Consider the following 18,722-nt stretch of genomic DNA (forward strand, 5'->3'; position numbering starts at 1 on the left):
TAAGGTCAGTAACGCCTTTTGCATAGGAGTAATCAAATCCATGCTTAATGCTTGACTGACAGCAGTGTATGGGAGGATATCAAAGCTAACTGTACTGAAAACTACAGTTAGCCAGAAATAGTTGTTAATTAGCTGTTTTCTCGCTAAGACTACGACCGATTGGATCATCCAAGCTTTGACTAATACTGGTTATGCAGCTGACCTCCACGCCAGATTCAAAACCCAGCGCTACTTGAAGTCTGGCGCCAGACTTCAAGTAGCGCTGGGACATGGCTATGAGGCTCCATATTTGGAGCTTTATTTAGAGCTTTTTGCGATTTTCAATTCCTATCCTGCGGGAACGCTGATGCGTATAGTGGGCTTTGGTTCAGTCGCATAAGTTCAGTCGCACCAGTGGGACCGCTCATGAAACTATCAGACATTTTGGCACTGTTATTCCTAGCGGCCCTATGGGGGGGATCATTTTTATTTATGCGGATTGCGGCTCCGGTATTGGGGCCTGTATGGCTGATTGAGTTTCGGGTATTGTTGGCGGGGTTACTCCTGCTGCCGGTTTTGGTCCATTTAGGTCTATGGCAGTTGATGCGGCGTAATTTGATGCCCCTCTTGCTGGTCGGTTGCCTGAACTCAGCCCTGCCATTTTTACTGCTAGCCTTCGCCTCCGTCTCTCTGCCTGCAGGGTTGACGTCTATTTTGAATGGCACTGCGCCCCTGTTTGGCACGGTGGTGGCCTCCCTTTGGCTCCATGAGAAACTAACACCCACCCGCATGGTGGGGTTTGGGCTGGGATTTATGGGAGTTGTGATGTTGGTGGGGTGGACGACCATTGAAACCACACCGAGGATTTTGCTGGCCATGGGGGCAGCTCTAATGGCGGCCTTGATGTATGCGATCGCAGCTCCCTACATTAAGCAAAACCTAGGCCATGTACCGTCATTGGTTGCTACTACCGGTAGCCAGTTGGGAGCGGCCCTAGTCCTCATTCCGGCCCTACCTTTCACAGTTCCCCAGCAAGTACCGTCTACTGGGATAATCCTCTCTGTTCTCGCCCTAGCCGGAATTTCCACCGCCCTAGCCTATATCCTCTTTTTCAGACTGATTCAAAACATTGGCTCCACCAAAGCGTTAACCGTGACCTACCTAATTCCCATATTTGCCATGGTGTGGGGAGCAATCATACTACAAGAAACCATCACCCTCTCTATGGTATGCGGATGTGGGCTAATTTTGTTGGGCACGGCCATTGCCAACGACCTGTTGACCTTCAGTAACAAATAGCGGCGTTTGACTTGTTGCTTTGATCTTCCCAGCAACATCCCTGAGAAAATCCATATGAACGTCGATATATCCATCATTCAGTCTACCCTTGGCTAAGGAGTTGGCCGTATTCAGGCCGAAATACCAAATATCTCGCATCGCTACAAAAGGCTCCACCAGGCTTAAATCTACCTCAGACATCTCCCTAACCGATCGATACCCGGCTAAAAAACCTGACCAAAGCATCTCCTCTTTGCCTAGCAGCCTGATCACCCATTTAAACGTAGCCAGATCGTAGATTCTCCAACCATAGCCACAGCAGTCAAAATCAAAATGGGTCACGTTGCCATGGTGCACGTGGGCATTCTCACCATGACAATCGCCATGACAAAACCCATAGTCAAGGTTGTTGATGCCCACTTCCCTAACGAGACTAGAAATCCTGCTGACTAGGCCCTGCAAAAACTCCCAATCGGATGGTCTATGGGCTAAATAGGGCTGAATACTCATCAACGGCTGATCCATTAGGTGGTTCAGATCTAAGGTATGGCGCACAGAACTCGACTGAAATCCAGATGAACAGTGATGGACATCCGCCACCGCCTGACCAAATGTGATGGCATTTTCAGCCTCTGTAAATTTCAGAATCTCTCCCGTCGCGTACCGAGTGATCATCACGTACCGCTCCCCTTCCGGAGCCAGAATGGAGGTAATAAATCCGCCTACTTTTCTCTCCACAGGGATCGCCACCGTTGCCCCTTTTTGATGCAAGTACAGTAACGCCTCTAATTCAAACTGGATCGCTGATTTTGTCCGCCAATTCCGGCAATAGACCCGCAAGATAAAATTCTCTTTTTCAGAAGATAGTTTGTAGGTATCATTCAGGCCCCTATGCCAAAACTCACAGGCAGTAGGCGATGGTATGTCGTACTGTGGCACGACCTTAGTCAGCAGAGCAGCTGGACTTAACGTTGAATAGGCCGCTTCAATGGTGGGGATAGATTGCGCCATGGCAAACAAATGAATTTCTGAATATTTCAGACTAGGGCAATGTGATATGATTTCGTCACTGTATCGGTTCTAGTGAGGAACAGCCACTAGAGTTAAAGGGGAAAGCGCAGTGAAAATCTGCCACTGTCCCGCAGCTGTGAAAAGGACGTTAAACCTTTTCCACGTCCGGAACGTGAGTTCTATGGTGGAAACAGCTCCAGGTTCTAACTTGGATGTGGTTTATGTCTTTCAGTCAGAATGCCCGCCGATGCCATGTCCTAAAATATCTGCGAGGTACGGATAGTGAATCAAGTATTGTTTGACCGTTCAAGGCCCCATTGGCCAGACTCTGATCTATGGAGTGATTGGTCCTAGGGCATACCCGGTCAGGTTTTTTGGAGATTAAATGGCCCTGATGGTCAGTCATGCCTTGGCATTATTTTGGTGCTTCAAGCCATGGGCTATGGGTAGTTGCTATCTGCACAGTTTGCCCAGTGTGCGTAGGGCATAGTTCTGGCCGCTAAATTATATCTTTACATCAGTAGAGTATTGCCCTGTACCCTGGGTCTCTTGTTCCAGGGGAACAGTTTTCCCTGGAAACTTTTTTCCTTGCCTAAGAACAGTTTTCAACCAGACTTCCACTACTCCCTAAGCAGACTTTCACTGCTTAAAAGCACACCTTCACTGCTCCCTAAGCTTCCTAGGATGGAAACTTAGGGAGAGATTATCGGAAAACAATTCAATTCTCAAATACGTCTACCATGTCCAAATTTTTCATTTCTTTAGCGCTGCTACCTTTTTGGGTGGCTGCCCCTGTCCTCGCTGATGAAACACCCTCTGTAGAAATTTCCGAAACCCTAGCTCAGACCCCTGACCTAGATCCAGACCTAGACGACATTATTCGCATTAACGTTGTCGATAGTATCCTGGACCAGCCGGTTTACTCCCCTTTCCGCCGCGAGGGCACCGTCCGCGAAGCAACGCAACCGGTTTATGTGATCAACCGCGACCAAATTGAAGCCCAGGGAGCCCGCACCGTAGAAGAAGCCCTGCGCTACCTACCCGGTGTGGTGAGTGAAGGGACGGCGGGGGGACAGTTAGGCTCCCAAAGTGGTCAGTTTATTCGGGGCAATGGGTCCTCCCAAACGCTGATTTTGTTGGATGGTCGTCCCATTAATGAGGTGGGGGCCTTTGGGGCCTTTGACCTGTCAAACTTTACGACGGATGCGGTGGAGCAAATCGAGGTGCTGCCCGGTGGGGGATCAGTACTGTACGGCTCCTCTGCCATTGGCGGTGTGGTCAATATCATTACCCGCCGACCGCTGGCAGAGGAGGGCATAGAAACCACCGTCGGGTTGGATGTGGGTAGCTTTGGCTATAACAGTCAGACCCTGCAGGTACGGGGTAACCAGGGCGATGTGGACTGGTCCCTGGGCTATAACCGCACCAATGCGGACAATAATTTTCCCTTTAGTCTCACCAGTACGGACTTTGAAGATACTCGCACCAATGCAGAGGTGCTGTATAACAACCTGAATTTCCAACTGGCTGCGGATCTCAATGATCGCAATCGGCTCCGGTTGGGGGCGTTATATTTGACTAAAGATTTGGGGGTGCCCGGTGGGGTGCCGGTACCGGACAGCATTGCCGGTGGGTTCAATGGTCTGACCGCAGACGACAATCAATATACCGAAAACCTCTTGCTGGACCTGACCTACGAGGCAGATCTGGGGCTGGGGGAAGACTCATTGTTGACGGCGCGGGTATTTGGTGATTTTGTTGACACCACCTTTAGTGATCCGGTGGCGGACAATTTCTTTGAGAGTCCTTCAGAAGATAAAGTCGACCAGACTTCCCTCGGGGGACAGCTTCAGCATGCCTGGCAGTTTGCGGAAAATCAAAATATTACCTACGGGATCGATTATCGCAATGTGCAAACAGAGAATGAAACCACCGCTCTGTTAACGGGGGTAACCACGACCAACTATGACGACAGTATCAACCAAACGGGTATCTTTGCCCGCTACCAGGTGGATGTTACCCCCCGATTTACGGTGAATGCCGGTGTGCGTCAAGACTTTAATGATCTAGCCGATGGTGCCTTCACGTCGTTTAACTTGGGTACCCGAGTAGCTCTGACCGATACGACTACCTTCCGTGCCAACTTTGGCCGTAACTTCCGCGTACCGACCCTGGCGGATCTGTTCTTTGCCCCGTTCAATAATCCAGATCTGGAGCCTGAAACCAGTCTTGGTTTTGATGTGGGTGTCGATCAGGCAATCGGTGACCGGGGGCTATGGCGGTTTACCTTTTATCGCACTGAAGTAGACGATGCCATTAACTTTGATCTGGCCAGTTTCACGCCTCAGAACATTGGTCGGGTGGAGTCCATTGGCATTGAAACCGAGCTGAACTATCAGGTATCTGACGATATCTTTGCCTTTGCCAATTACACCTGGAATCGTCCAGAGATTAAGTCAGGATCAAACCCAGCTGATGAGGGGAATGCGGTGCCCTTTACCAGTGCGGATAGTTTTAATTTGGGGTTGGCCTATGAGCCAGGGGACGGGGTGTACGTAGCTCTCTTTTTGCATGGCATCAGTGATGTTTTTGTGGATCGGGGAAATTTGGAAGAGCTGGATGGTCGGACAACGGTGGACTTGAAGCTGCGACTTCCCTTGGCGGATCAATGGGCGTTGACAGGAAGTATGAATAATATTTTTGATCAGCAGTTTGAGGAGTTTCCAGGGTTTCCGGGAGTGGGTCGAAACATCCAGGTGGGGGTAAAGGGAACGTTTTGATGGAGTAAGGGAAGAAATGGGGGAGTGGGGGAGTTAGTAAGGAGTGGGGGCAATGATGGATTGGTTTAAGGGGCTTAGTCATGCCTGGTTTCTCTGTCTATTAGTCATGACTAGTTGCCATTCCCTATCGCCCCCACCAGAATCTCCTACGGCTGAGAATGAGGACTGTGTTACAGATTATGTTCCGGGTACAGACTACTTTCCTAAAAAGGTCCAGCCGGACTATGCAACGGGCTTTTCTGTAGATTATTACGACCACTATAAAGTTGTGACCGTGACCCAGCCCTGGAAGGCGGCTAAGGAGACTTTTGAATATGTGTTAGTGCAATGCGGCACACCGGTACCGGCAGAATACGCGACGGAATTCACCACGGCTCAGGTAATCCAGGTGCCCGTGAGGGCCGTGGCTACACTCTCCACCACCTACCTGCCCCACTTGGTGCTGTTGGACCAGGTGGATGCCTTGGTGGGGGTGGACCAGTTTAAATTTATCCATGCCCCTGAAGTACGGGAAAAAATTGAGCGCGGCGAGCTAACGGAATTTAATTCTGGGAATACCCTGGATATGGAACGGTTGTTGGTGACGGCCCCAGATCTTGTCATGACCTACGGGACGGGGGACCCTAATGAGGATAGTTACCATCCCATCGTCCAGGCCGGACTGCCCGTGGCCTTGATTGGCGAATATGTAGAAACGTCTCCCCTAGGTCGGGCTGAGTGGTTACTGTTTACGGCGTTGTTTTTTAACCAAGAGGCGAAGGCCCAACAAGTATTTTCAGACATTGCCACGGAATATGAATCGTTGGTGGAGCTAACGGCGGACTTAGGGGAACGGCCAACGGTGTTTACGGGCTTTAGCTATGAGGGAACCTGGTATATGTCGGGGGGGGAAAGCTATGCGGCTCAGCTGCTGAGGGATGCGGGGGCGGATTACCTGTGGGCGGATAACGATTCCACTATAACTATTCCGCTGGATTTTGAGTCGGTGTTTGACCGGGCCGCCACGGCTGATCTGTGGGTGAATGGGAGTCAGGATTGGTTGACTGTGGGAGATGCGATCGCAACCGACCCACGCTACGGTAAATTCGACGCCCTCAAACAGGGCAAGCTTTTTAACAACAACCTTCGCATGAACGACTTTGGCGGTAACGACTACTGGGAAAGCGGCACTGTCAACCCCCATATCATCCTGGCGGACCTGGTAAAGATTTTCCATCCCGAGCTACTGCCCGACCATGAACTGGTCTATTACCAACCGTTAGAACCATGAGAGAATCTATCCTATTAGCCCAAGTGACCGACAGTCATCTGCTGGCCCAGACCACGGCTGAACTCAGGGGTTGTAATCCGTGGTATTCGTTTAATCGGGTGCTGCAGGCGGTGGTGCAGTGTCAGCCCGATGGACTGCTATTAACGGGGGATTTGGCGGAGCAGGGCGACCGGGCCGCCTATGAACAGTTGGTCGGGGCCATTGCACCCCTTCAGCTGCCCACCTATTGGCTCCCCGGCAACCATGACCACCGGCCCACGCTCCAGCAGGTGTTCCAACAGTTACCCCAGAGCCAAGGACTGACCTCCATTGATTTAGGCCCCTGGCAGCTGATCCTGTTAGATTCTGTTTTACCCCAGGCAAAATTTGGTGAAGGTTATCTGTCTGATGAACAATTGCAACAGCTCCATCAGAATCTCAGCCAGGCGCCCAATCAACCGACCCTAATATCGTTGCACCACCATCCCGTACCCGTGGGCATTGACTGGGTCGATCAAATGCAGGTGCAAAATTCCCCTGGTTTTCTGGAACTGTTGGCCCAGTTTTCCCAGGTAAAACTGGTTGTTTTTGGCCATATTCACCATGGGTTTCAACAGCAGACGGTGGACGGTGTGAGTTTCTATGGGTGTCCATCCACCTGTTTACAGGTGACATCGCCGGAGCTAGATGTGACGGATGAAAGACCGGGGTTTCGACTAATTTGGTTAGATCAAAATGGGAGCTACAGAACAGAGGTGAAACGGGTGGGAGGGTGTGCCTAAAGCTAAACTTTAAATCAAGCTAATTAAATTCGAATTTAACCTACACCCTATAACAAACCCACCATGGCCCATAAAATTTATCCTTTAAAAAACAGATCCCCCATCCTATCTCCAGCCATTCATCACCGCGTCTTCCCCAAAAGAGTCATCCTCCCCTCCATCAAGCACCTCACCCTCCTCACCCTGGCTCTCCTCCTCACCTTTCTCATCAGCCTAGCCCTAGGCTCCGTCTCCATCCCCCCCAGCGAAGTCCTCACCGTCCTCCTCGGCGGCACCGCCACCAAGCCCGCCTGGCAGGAAATTATCCTCAATTTTCGCCTGCCCCGTGCCCTCACCGCCATGGCTGCAGGCTCTGCCCTAGGCATCAGCGGTCTCCAACTCCAGGCCCTCTTTCGTAATCCCCTGGCTGGTCCCTCCGTCCTCGGCATCAATGCCGGAGCCAGCCTGGGAGCGGCCCTAGTGGTCCTCACCGGCGGCGGTGCCGGGGTGCTGGGGCAGCTCAGCGTGGTGGGAGCCGCCAGTGGGGGGGCTGCGATCGCAATGATCCTAGTCCTCCTCATGGCTCGCCAAGTCCGCAGTTCCCTAGCCCTGCTGATCTTTGGCCTAATGCTGGGCTACATCACCAACGCCATCGTCATCATCCTGCTCCACTTTAGTCGTCTAGAACAAACCTTGGCCTACCTCAGCTGGACCTTTGGCAGCTTTAACGGCGTCACCTGGCAACAAATGCCCATTTTGCTATCGGTTGTCTGCATTGGTTTGGTCATTGCCCAACTCTCTTGTAAACCCCTAAACCTATTACTCCTGGGGGAAGAACAGGCCATGAGTTTAGGTCTCTCCGTCACGGTCGTACGCTGCTACCTGATTTTTAGTGCCTCCCTACTGGCAGGCAGCATCACCGCCTTTTGCGGCCCCATTGCCTTTCTGGGGCTGGCCGTCCCCCATCTGGGGCGCAGTCTTTTCCGTACCCAGGATCATCGCCTATTAGTACCCGTTGTCGTATTGCTGGGGGCCATTTTGGCCCTAGCCGCCAACAGTATTGCCCAGATGCCCGGCAGCCAGACAGTTTTGCCCTTGAATGCTGTGCTGGCGCTGTTAGGAGCCCCCGTGTTGATTTGGTTGATGCTAAAGCAGGGAAAACAACCGGGTTAGGAGCTTTTTTAGAAGCGTTATAGCCAACATCCGCATTAGAACGTTGGCACTGATAGGTTAGAACATGTGGCGTCGTAATCCTCATCCCTAAAGAAATCTTTCCATCTAAATCATGCATGATGGCCCATGGCACCTGCTGATCGCTTACGTTCAGTTTTAATCCCCATCACAATTGCATTAAAATCCAGGAACTGCGATTACTGTAATTTACGTGCCCCTATGCCCAACGAGCAAACCGCTGTCCTAGAAGCCAACCAAACATTTTATCGGGCCTTTGAAAAGAAAGACATTGAGGCCATGGAAGCAGTATGTTCTAAGGGCATTGGCAGCCTGTGCATTCATCCGGGCCGGAAAGTGATCAAAGGATGGGAAACCATTCGCCAATCATGGTTGCAAATTTTTAAAGCCACCCGCTATCTCGAAATTGATCTGGACATTATTACCGTAGAAGTCTCTGGCAATCTGGCCTACGTGGTTTTAGTCGAGAAAGTGATGCAAGTTTCCGGTAGTCGGCGGTTAGAGGCAAAATCGATGGCCACAAATACGTTTGAACAGATGGGTGGCCAGTGGTATCTGGTCCATCACCACGGCAGCCCCATTATGGGATAACTCAATATTCAGCCGGTTTGAACCCTTTCCCCCCTTGCCAGTGGTCAAAACAAAACAGTACATTGATACTGCAAAACCCATAAAGACGATCAAGAATACAGTCAAAAATATGGCCAAATAAAACGAGGGTACCAACTCAAAGCGGGACGTTTTCCCAAGGATAGTATTCAGAAGTCAGGAGCCAGGAATCAGGGCCTCACTGGCTTCTGGCTTCTGGCTCCGGATTCCCCACCTAGCCAGGATTTCCCGGCTTAAGTTGATACCCTAAAGCGATTTAGGGACTGGTAGATCAATCATCTCTCCCACCCCAGCTCACAACCTCACCTATCGTTTTCCCCTAACCCATGAACCCTAACCCAATCGCGGATGCAGACCAGACAGATATGATCGCCATGATCAACAACATCCTGCTTAGCGTGGCGTCTGAGCAAACATCCGCTGACACCACAGACCGCCCCGATACCACCGAGCAAGTCAACAACATTTTGCTACGGGCCGCCTATGAACAAATCCCTGCTCAGGCCGCTGCTGCTATCCCTGGTCTAGAGATCTTTGAAGACAGTGATAACCCCGGTAGTTGGTTTTGGGAATGGGCCTGGGGGGAATGCCAGGATGGTCCCCACGACAATCCGCTGGCAGCCGTGATCGCCTTTGCCCAGTTTTCGAGTGAATTGGCCATGGAACTGGGAGGGGACGAGGAGGAATGATCAACCCTCCTGATCCCACGGAACACCCTCTGCGGACGGAGGTACGCGAGTTTTTTAAATTAGCCATTCCCCTGACCAGTGCCCAGGTGGCCCAGTCCGCCACCGGTTTTGTTGACACCATCATGATGGGGCACATGGGAGCCGAGGTCTTGGCCGCTGGCGGTTTAGCGGCGATTATCTACTTTTCCGTGATGGCAACGACCAGTGGTGCGGTGATGGGGGTGAGTCCCTTAGTGGCAGAAGCCTTCGGCGCTGGGGATAAACACCGCATTCAGCAGATAGCCCGCCAGGGGCTATGGCTAGCCGTGGTGGTGGCCCTGCCGGCCATGGTGTTTCTCGGGCATTTAGATCGGTGGCTGGTGTACACGGGCCAATCGGAAACTACGGTGTTGTTGGTCAATACCTATCTCGATATTATTGTGTGGGGGCTGTTGCCCATGTTGGGGTTTACAGCCCTCCGGTCAACGGTTTCGGCCCTCTCTCAGGCGCGCCCGATCATGGTGATTATGGTGGTGGGCACGGGGTTTAATATTGTTGGCAATTACCTCCTCGGCTTCGGAAAGTTGGGGCTGCCGTCCATGGGACTGGCCGGGCTGGCCCTGGCCACCACCCTTACCTGGTGGGGCATGTTTTTAGCCCTGGCCCTCTATGTGTTGTTGCACCCAACCCTGCGGCCCTATCGGTTTTTTCAAACCCTGCACTATCCCAAACCTCGCACCCTAGGGCAGTTAGCCTGGGTGGGGATACCCATGGGTATCTTTGCTGGGCTAGAGTCGGGCTTCTTTTTGGTCATTATGTTCTGGATGGGGCAGTTGGGGACTGATACATTGGCGGCCCATCAGGTAGTGCTGCAGACAATTGTGGTGGTGTTTATGATTCCTCTAGGCATTTCCTTTGCCACGACGGTGCGGGTGGGTCAGTGGTTGGGAAAACGTGATTTGGCTGGGATGCAACGGGCCACCTGGGTGAGTATGGTTATTACCACTCTGTTTATGGTGGGTGGTTCCTTGTTGTTTATGGTGTTTCCTAAACAGATTATCGGCATCTATCTGGATGTTGATAAACCTGAGAATAGGGCGATTGTGGCCCTGGCTATTCCCTTATTTCACATTGCTGGTATCACGATGATTTTGGATGGTTTGCAAAAGGCGATCTATGGTGCACTCCAGGGGCTACAGGATACGCGCATACCCATGGTGCTGAATGTGTTGGGTTTCTGGGGGGTAGGGCTATCGGTGGGCTATGGATTGGGGTTTCAGCTGGGGATGGATAGCCGGGGACTGTGGATTGGTCAGTCGGTTGCGATCGCAACCGTTGCCATTCTCTTTAGCTGGCGACTCTATCAGCTCATCGGCCGCCAAAAACAACAGGCCCTCTCTTGATCCATGAATTATCTGTGATGTATTGGCTTTATTCCATCGTGGAGTCACCCTAAAGCCAGAAAAGAAAGGTAGTATATTTGCAATCCCAGGCTGCGGTCATGAGCTTAGGGTAGCTGAGCCCATGACTCCCCAACCATCCCAGGGCTAACGCCAATCTGTTTATTTGCCATATTAGGAAAGATCTATGAATAGTAAATTTTTGCCGTTACTACCATTATCCTTGCTCACCACCATGGCAGTGTCCATCAGTCTTCAATTCCCCCTGATCGCACAATCACCGTTGCCAGTCCCGTCTGTAACAAGAGTGCCAGTTTCCCAATCGGTCGCCACCCTCAACCTGGTCAATCAAACGGCCCATTCCATTACCTACGAAGCCTTAGGAGACACCCAACCCCGCATCCTGACGGCAGGGGATGAGATTACTCTACAAAACCTGAATACCCCCGCCACCCTCACCTTCTTTTACGAAAATATCCCAAAAGATCGGCAAACAGGCGAAGGCCTTTTACAAGCAGCGTTGAGCCTTGAGAACACCAATGGCATCCTAACCATCGTCATCCGCCCTACCACCGATCTAGATGCTGATGTGAGCAACATCACCATTGAATCCAACGGCAATGTTTCTGTGTTCTAAATCAGTCCGCTGATCCGCTCTGCTAACCAGCCCTATCAATTAGCTTGAGGCTGAGCTGGCCGGAAGGGTAAGCCCTGTAAAGAGGCTACCGTTGCGGCCTCATTGGCCGCAGCCTGAGCGGTTGCAACCTTATCATTCTGTGCTATGGCCGACAGGGAGTTCCCCATGGCCTGAGCCAAGGTGCCCAAGGTCTGATTTAAAAGGGAGTCTGGGTTAAGCAATACCCAGCCATCTGCCGTCAGCTGACGCAGCTCAAAATGCAGGTGTGGTCCCGTAGAGTACCCCGTACTACCCACCAAACCAATCACCTCGCCCTGCTCAACCCATTCCCCCGCCTGCACCAGCAGGCGCGATAGGTGGGCATAGCGGCTTTCCAATGTATTGCCTTGGTGGCGCAGCACTACCATCAGGCCATAACCACCCGCCATATCCGCCAGGGATACCTGCCCAGCCTGGGTTGCCACCACCGGGGTGCCCAGGGGTGCTCCCACGTCTGTACCAGCATGGAACCGTTGGGCACCAAAAATTGGATGCATCCGCCAGCCAAACAAGGACGTCAAAGGAGCTGGCATTGACAGGGGAAAAATAAATGTCTCACCCTGCTGTAGTTTGACCACGGCCTGGGCCGCCTGGTTATAGAATTCTCGACTGGCCGTCGTGGTAAAACCACTGATGGGAACACCCGGAAAATTGATGGCTGCACCGACAGTCCGGCCAGATTGGGGGGAGGAAATGCCGTTAATTGCCGTGGCCAACCGCTCAACCTGCCGACAAGCAGCACCCGCCACCCGAGAATTGGCACTAACGGAAAACTCACAGCCGCTAGAACGCTCCGAAATCACCACGTCTGGCATCGTAGCCCCAACGCTGTAGTCCGTCGGATCAATGGGGGCAGCACCATAGTCAGCCGGGGAAATGACTTCTACCGAGGGTGCTTGACCATCAGCGGGCTGAGTGCCTTCAAACAGGGATACCCCAGAGGGGACGCCAGAGGGGGCAGTGACCTCTGGCGCGGCCTCAATTGATGAGGTTGGGACTGATGGCGGCACGACGCGACTGGGCGTTACCGGCTCTGGCGCAATGACTGCCGGGGCCGGTGAGGCGACGGGAGCCACGGGCTGAGGTTGGATCACGGGTTGCGCTGGGGCCGCTGCAGGGGTATCGGCCGGAAGCGCTACAGGAATAGTTAAATCGACTGCCGTCTGGGCCATTACTGACTGGGTGCAGAGCAGGCCAATAGCCGCAAACGCACCAATTTTTAGGAGCTGCATGCCCGGCAATAATAATTTTTGAGGAATACGAATAAACATATGAGCAGAAGCAGTCATGGCGAAATCAGTGTTTGAGTAAATGCCTTGCCAAATTTCTAGAAAAATCCACACAGCAATTGGAACCGATGTCCTGAGGACCGATGGATTAAGCGCCTAACTTAGCCCTACAGACCGCACATGTACAGAGTAGCAATAAATCAAGGAAATTATCATATATGAAATCCTCTCCTATGGGCATGTCCATAGAGATATAAGGAAATTACCATATATGAAATCCTCTCCTATGGGTATGTCCATAGAGATATTAAATACTAGTAGAATAGGTTATCCACCCCCTGGGAGTATCCTACCTGGGTGACAGCTGTCAAAAAATAAATCATCCAATTAGCTGCTGATAGACGCAAATCTAATGGGTACTATGACAGTCTTAGAAGTGGTCCACATGATTAAACTACGATGAAGCTGAGCCAGTTTTCCCAGTCTGTTGCTATTTCAACCATCATCAGTCTGTTGGCAATACCTGTTGCATGGGCTGAGGAGACAGACGGAGATGTTATTCGGGTCGGCAACGTCCTAGAACGTTTGGCTGATGCATCCCAGAGTGAATATACGTTTACCCTAACGAATTACACCTCTGTGGATATGCTAGAGTTCTACGCTTCTCCTCAGACAGCAACAGATTGGGAAGACAATATTTTAGGGGATAACACAATCCCAGCCAATGGCGGTTCAACAACTGTCACCCTGACCGGTGGACGCGGCTGCCTCTATGATTTCTTGGCGGTTTTTGCCGATAGCGACAAACTGGAAAAATATGGCATTAATATGTGTGAGCTAGAAACCCATACCTATTACGATAGCTAGCAAGCTGACTCAACAACCCTCCCACGAAAATCCATCAAAAGATAGATTGGATAGGCAGACAGGCCTGTTTGAATTGTTCTGGTGTATGGCCATAGCTTTGTTTAACCAATGAGCTGAGGGACCAAGCTAGAAGGTTGATAATAGGAGATGCGATCGCGTCCGTTTGCTTTAGCCACATACAAAGCCCGATCGGCCTTATAGATCAGATTCTTAGTCGATATATGGGATGTGGGCACCGTTGAAGCCACCCCAAAACTCGCCGTCACCCAACTGTTCACGGTGGAGTTGGGATGACGAATGCCTAAATCGTGGACTCCTAACCGTAACTTTGTCGCGACGTCAAGCGCAGCTTGCCCAGACACATTAGGCAAAACCACCACAAACTCTTCGCCGCCATATCGAGCCACCATTCCCCCAGGCTGCCCTAGCAAGGTTTTCTCTAAGGCTTGGGCAATCTGGCGAAGGCAGCGATCTCCTTCTAAATGGCCCAGACTATCGTTAAATTGCTTAAAACAATCAATATCGACCATAATTAACGAAAGGGGCTGCCCATGCTGGCAAGCCTGTAGCCAGTTTTGGTGGAAAACCACCTCAAAATGATATCGGTTCGAAATCTCCGTCAGCCCATCGGTAAACGATAGGGTTTCTAACACCTTCAACCTTCCATCCATCGAGGCAATTTTAGTCTCATAGGCATGGATACGACGGATTAACTTTTGTTGATATTGTCTTTCCGTCTCAAATAGAGCTGCATTTTTCTGAAACCGAGCAATTGCGTGTATGATCGTCCTATTTAGCCAATTTTGACTAATTTTCCCTTTTACTAAATAATCCTGCGCCCCATACTGCATGATCTCTCCTGCCAGGGCTGGATCATATTTCCCTTCTGTTAGGACCACGGTGGGTAGGGACGGAGCCTGCTCCCTTAGGCTTAGCAACGTTTCTATGCCCTGACTATCGGGCAAAGATAGATCTAATAATGCTATATCAAAACATTTTTTCTGAAGGCAGGCTAAAGCTGAGGCAAAGGAGTTAACAGGGGTCACCTTAAACTGTCCTTCTTCTGCCTGCTCTAGCAAGGTATTGATCAAAAATACATCATCTGGATTGTCTTCAATTAAGAGAATATTGGTTGTAGATTTCATTCAAATACCCAGTGATTTACATGCACTCAATCATCAAACTCACACCTGCAACGAACGGCTGCCTATGCCCGGAGGCGATCAATCAGGAGAAGTAAAACATTAAAAAAAGATAAATTTTGATGGCGCGACTATCCTAATTTTTCTTGTTATATCTAAAAACCGTGAGATCACGGATAAGACATAAAGCGTGGAACCATTCAAGCCTAAGGTTGCCCTTGTCTTAGATAAATACCTCGCTTTTTCTGTCAGGCTTTTGGTATATATGCCGATCTTTTTTGGCCAAATTTTATGTACATGTGCCGAGCTTTTCTATAAAACTTTATGTATATATGCTCATGTATGGATCCAGAATTCACCCCGTCGGTGATCCGCTGAAAGCTATAGATAGCAGAATTTCGGCGGCTTTTCGCAATGATTGCTGCCCTTGCAAGTAGAAAGAAAGTAGGTAGACCGTAGGTGAAAATAGGTAGTCAAAAACTCTCTACATAAAATCACTGAATGCCCCTGGAGTTCGACCGCATTTCAGTTATTTGCTGGTCTTTTTAACCTCGGTCACCCGCCAGCTGAGCTTTAGATTCATCCAAAAATTCCAGGCGGTGACCACTGCGATCGCAACTAAATTTGCTAAATACCGATACTGCTGGCCAAACACCACATTAAAGATCAGGTTTAGCAACAGCACATTCAACACCAGCCCCGACAGACAGACCGCATTGAACTTAAAAAACCGCTTCAGCCTGGCCGCTATCCCCTTTTGGGAGCGAGCCACATCCGCAAAAGTCCAAGCATCATTCCACAGGAAGTTATTTAAGATCGCCACCTCTCCCGCCAAAATTTTGCTGCGGGTGAGCCCCCAGGCCAACGTGTTCGGATCGCTCAGCAAATAGAGCACCGCCATATCCACAAATACACCGCTCAGACCCACTAGGCCAAACCGCAAAAAGCGACCAATGGGAAACTTTTGCCGAATGCGGGCAATGCGCCCCCGGGAACGCAGACGGACCAGATGCCCCAAATATTCTAAATATTGCTTCCAGGTTACCTTACTTTCCCCCGAGGCCCGCTCTTGGAACACATAGCCCACCTCGGCAATGTCACCCACCTGGCCTCGACCAATCACCTCCAGCAAGATTTTGTAGCCGACCGGGTTCAGAGTATGGCCCGCAATCGCCCTGCGTCGCACCATGAAATAACCACTCATGGGGTCCGTCACCCGACCCACGACACCGGGCAAAATCAACAGCCCCAGCATCTGCGCCCCCCGCGATAGGATCCGCCGCAGTAGGCTCCAGTCGCTCACGCCGCCCCCTTCCACGTGGCGACTGGCCACCGCCAGATCCGCCCCAGCCTGCACCCGTTTGACCATTTGCCCCAGGGTGTCCGGCGGATGCTGTAAATCCGCATCGATCACCCCTAAAATCTCCCCCCTAGCCACCTGCCAGCCTCGGATTACCGCTGAGGATAACCCCCGTTCCGTCTGCCGCCGCATCACCCGCAGCTGAGGGTATTGGGCCATTAACTCCTGGGCTACCTCCCAGGTCCGATCAGGGCTATTGTCATCGACTAAAATCAGCTCGTACTGGTGGGGCAAAAGGTTGTCCAACAGGGTGCAGAGGTGGGACACCAGTTTGCCAACATTTTTGCTTTCGTTGTAGGTGGGAATCACCAGGGAAAAGGACAGATCACTGGGGTCAGCTGCAATTCTTAGCGGCCCTTCGGGGGGCTTAACTAGTGCGGATAGTTCAGTCATCGAGGCCCCTTCTTCTTCGGGAAATATGGCAAGTATGGCAGATGTGCCAGGCATAGCCGGATATACCTGATATCTGGATATCCCTGGATATCAGGTATATCCAGATATCCAGGGCGCCCAGGTATATATTAGACAAATGTCAGAATACAGGAGATAGGAATCCACTATATTCTGATGCCCTACATCTGCTGGAAGCTGGTCTTTAATTTTGCCCGCCTGCCAGTTGATTTATGGATTTAACTTACTTGCTTGTTGACTAGCTGGCTGAGTCTGCATAAATCCGCGATAGAACGGATACTGCCCAAAGGTACCCAAAGGTTCAAAGAATATGCTCATGGCGGCGTCATCATTATCCCCACCTAACAGCTTTGATTTGAGGGTACCTTGGTTGGGGATTTCACAAGGGTGGTCAGGATGGCAGATATAAAGGAATGAGAATTCTTTTTGGTTGACGAGTTCCGCCGCTAGCTGTGCCACGGCGGCATCGGTTTCGGCGCGGAAAAAGGTTTTGAGCTTCACGCTGGGCCATAGCTGCTGGGCCACGGCCTGGTGAGATATGGCTACCCACCGTTCGTCATAGTTGGCTAGGGCGGTAATGGCTGGCGCAATAGGCTCGTAGACACTGGGTAGGGAGGCGGAGTTGGTTTGGGGATCTCGGTAAACGTTTAAGGTACCGTTGACCAGATTGGTGTGAATGCCTAGGGCCAGCACGATGGCAATGGCGGCCAGTAGTCCCCGGCGCTGACGCTTGAGGTGCCAAAGATGCTGCAGACCTGCGGCCACTATCAGCCCCACCATGGGGACTAATATAAGGTAAAACCGGGGTCCCCACTGTTGGGCTTCAGTTACGGATGAGGAGATGAGGGGGACTGCGATCGCAAATAATATCCCCATCACCGCCAGACCGCTGCTCGCTGCCCGGGCCGGGCCCTTCAGACACCAAGGCAGCCCCAGCCCCAGCAATACTGCCGGAAAATATCTCCCCAGGGATAGGACCATCTGGCCATAGTTACCCAAGGTTTGGGCCACCTGCTGCCCTAGGGAGAGGGGAGTATGGGCAGCATAAATGCCCAAGGGGTGGCCATAGAACACCAAATTTGCCCCAAAGAAACCCAGTACGGTCAGACCCATGGCCCCATTAAAGGCCACCACCAATCCCAGGGTTAACCCACGGGGAATAACTAGGCGCAACGGCTTGGCTAGCTGGCGCACCTGACTCGCCACCGCCATCATCCCCAGGATCAGCACCAGGCACAGCAGCTCAGGCCGCACCCACACCGACAGGCCAACACAGCCACCATTCACCAGAGCTTCATTCAGGCTAATGCGCTCATCATCATGGGAGTCCCCTGGCAGAACATGGAGCAGCAACCCCGACAGGCCCCAAAAGGCTAGGGCTACCGCCAGAGTATGTTCCCAATACATCGCCCCGTAGAGGGTGAGGGGTGAGGCTGCAATCACCAGTACCAGACTCAGGGATATGAAGATCGAGCGCACGCGCCACACTCGACATACCAGGCACAGCCGCCACCAGATGATCCATAGGGACACCAGGGGCACCACATACAGGCCGCGATACCCCACCAGCGCATAGAACGGGGCAGTAATCGCTGGAAAGGTAAATAAAAACCGAATAAAATAATTGCCCTGTTGCTCATAGGCAAAGGGAGGGGCAAAGGGATATAACCCCTGTCGCCACAATGCCAGCACCCATTGAGGCTGGGACATGTCGAGGGATGCCCGCAGCTGTCCGGTACTAAACTGCTGGGCCAGCAGGGCCTTTAACCCGGCTTCACCGTTAAAAAACACCCCATCGCGGCTGTGGACCTGAAGTGCCAGGCTCAGACCTATTCCTAATGCCAGTATGAACCCAGGCAAAACCCAGGACAGCCACGTCTTTGATTTCCACATATCACAGTTTGTCGTCAGAGCTTTAGTAGAGCTTTAGTCTTAATCCAAAGCTAAAGGCCCTGTCTCAGAACAGACTGGGTAATAATTGCAATAACTCCTAAGAAACACACCCAGCAACGTCAGGTTTGGGAACGAGGTCAAAGCCTAATGATTGGGCTTTTCGCTGTAATTGGTTCAGCATCCGCTCACGATACTTTTGCTCATAGGTTTCAACGCCA

The 18,722-nt window shown here is 51.5% G+C and carries 15 protein-coding genes and 1 riboswitch; of the genes, 10 read left to right on the top strand and 5 right to left on the bottom strand.

Going from position 1 to position 18,722, the window contains the following annotated elements; translation table 11 throughout:
• The first annotated feature begins 405 nt into the window (after window positions 1-405).
• Window positions 406-1,278 (top strand): DMT family transporter, encoded by an 873-nt coding sequence (locus tag VB741_RS21145; RefSeq protein ID WP_323367191.1) that lies wholly within the window; start codon window positions 406-408, stop codon window positions 1,276-1,278.
• On the opposite strand, the gene VB741_RS21150 is transcribed toward VB741_RS21145, so the two are convergent.
• A complete protein-coding gene (locus VB741_RS21150) occupies window positions 1,222-2,268 on the bottom strand; it encodes a phosphotransferase enzyme family protein (RefSeq protein WP_323367192.1) in 1,047 nt (348 codons plus the stop codon). The genes VB741_RS21145 and VB741_RS21150 overlap by 57 nt on opposite strands.
• A gap of 47 nt (window positions 2,269-2,315) precedes the next feature.
• Window positions 2,316-2,531, top strand: a riboswitch (cobalamin riboswitch).
• Window positions 2,532-3,008: 477 nt separating this feature from the next.
• Between VB741_RS21150 and VB741_RS21155 the strand changes: the two genes are divergently transcribed.
• The 8 genes from VB741_RS21155 (at window position 3,009) to VB741_RS21190 (ending at window position 11,563) form a co-directional block, all read left to right on the top strand.
• Window positions 3,009-5,048, top strand: coding sequence for a TonB-dependent receptor plug domain-containing protein (locus VB741_RS21155; RefSeq protein WP_323367193.1), 2,040 nt, complete (start codon window positions 3,009-3,011; stop codon window positions 5,046-5,048).
• Between the two features lie 106 nt (window positions 5,049-5,154).
• The gene (locus VB741_RS21160) at window positions 5,155-6,318 is read left to right on the top strand and encodes an ABC transporter substrate-binding protein (RefSeq protein WP_323367194.1); all 1,164 of its coding nucleotides are present in this window, start codon (window positions 5,155-5,157) and stop codon (window positions 6,316-6,318) included.
• Entirely contained in the window at window positions 6,315-7,079 is a 765-nt protein-coding gene (locus VB741_RS21165) for a phosphodiesterase (RefSeq protein ID WP_323367195.1), read from the top strand. Before VB741_RS21160 ends, VB741_RS21165 begins: the two co-directional genes overlap by 4 nt.
• Before the next feature lie 63 nt (window positions 7,080-7,142).
• Window positions 7,143-8,231 carry an iron ABC transporter permease gene (locus VB741_RS21170; RefSeq protein ID WP_323367196.1) on the top strand — a complete coding sequence of 363 codons (1,089 nt, stop codon included), beginning with the start codon at window positions 7,143-7,145 and terminating at the stop codon, window positions 8,229-8,231.
• A gap of 219 nt (window positions 8,232-8,450) precedes the next feature.
• Window positions 8,451-8,840: a nuclear transport factor 2 family protein gene (locus VB741_RS21175; RefSeq protein WP_323367197.1), complete on the top strand. Its 390-nt coding sequence runs from the start codon at window positions 8,451-8,453 to the stop codon at window positions 8,838-8,840.
• Window positions 8,841-9,184: 344 nt separating this feature from the next.
• Complete coding sequence (locus VB741_RS21180; RefSeq protein ID WP_323367198.1) at window positions 9,185-9,547, top strand: hypothetical protein; 363 nt, start codon at window positions 9,185-9,187, stop codon at window positions 9,545-9,547.
• A complete protein-coding gene (locus VB741_RS21185) occupies window positions 9,544-10,929 on the top strand; it encodes an MATE family efflux transporter (RefSeq protein ID WP_323367199.1) in 1,386 nt (461 codons plus the stop codon). The genes VB741_RS21180 and VB741_RS21185 overlap by 4 nt, the downstream gene beginning before the upstream one ends.
• A gap of 184 nt (window positions 10,930-11,113) precedes the next feature.
• Complete coding sequence (locus tag VB741_RS21190; protein ID WP_323367200.1) at window positions 11,114-11,563, top strand: hypothetical protein; 450 nt, start codon at window positions 11,114-11,116, stop codon at window positions 11,561-11,563.
• A gap of 35 nt (window positions 11,564-11,598) precedes the next feature.
• On the opposite strand, the gene VB741_RS21195 is transcribed toward VB741_RS21190, so the two are convergent.
• Window positions 11,599-12,891 carry a M23 family metallopeptidase gene (locus VB741_RS21195; protein WP_323367201.1) on the bottom strand — a complete coding sequence of 431 codons (1,293 nt, stop codon included), beginning with the start codon at window positions 12,889-12,891 and terminating at the stop codon, window positions 11,599-11,601.
• Between the two features lie 399 nt (window positions 12,892-13,290).
• Here VB741_RS21195 and VB741_RS21200 point away from each other — a divergent pair, with 399 nt between their 5' ends.
• Window positions 13,291-13,698: a hypothetical protein gene (locus tag VB741_RS21200; RefSeq protein WP_323367202.1), complete on the top strand. Its 408-nt coding sequence runs from the start codon at window positions 13,291-13,293 to the stop codon at window positions 13,696-13,698.
• A 101-nt stretch (window positions 13,699-13,799) separates the two neighbouring features.
• Here the strand turns inward: VB741_RS21200 and VB741_RS21205 are convergent, their stop codons facing one another.
• From VB741_RS21205 to VB741_RS21215, 3 genes are all read right to left on the bottom strand, one after another.
• Complete coding sequence (locus VB741_RS21205) at window positions 13,800-14,843, bottom strand: GGDEF domain-containing response regulator (protein WP_323367203.1); 1,044 nt, start codon at window positions 14,841-14,843, stop codon at window positions 13,800-13,802.
• Window positions 14,844-15,369: 526 nt separating this feature from the next.
• Window positions 15,370-16,593 (bottom strand): glycosyltransferase, encoded by a 1,224-nt coding sequence (locus VB741_RS21210; protein WP_442786421.1) that lies wholly within the window; start codon window positions 16,591-16,593, stop codon window positions 15,370-15,372.
• 228 nt (window positions 16,594-16,821) lie between these two features.
• Window positions 16,822-18,471: an LA_3751/LA_3752 family putative glycosyltransferase gene (locus tag VB741_RS21215; RefSeq protein ID WP_323367205.1), complete on the bottom strand. Its 1,650-nt coding sequence runs from the start codon at window positions 18,469-18,471 to the stop codon at window positions 16,822-16,824.
• Between the last annotated feature and the right edge of the window lie 251 nt (window positions 18,472-18,722).

This window comes from Leptothoe sp. PORK10 BA2, assembly GCF_034932105.1.
Classification (GTDB): domain Bacteria; phylum Cyanobacteriota; class Cyanobacteriia; order Phormidesmidales; family Phormidesmidaceae; genus Leptothoe.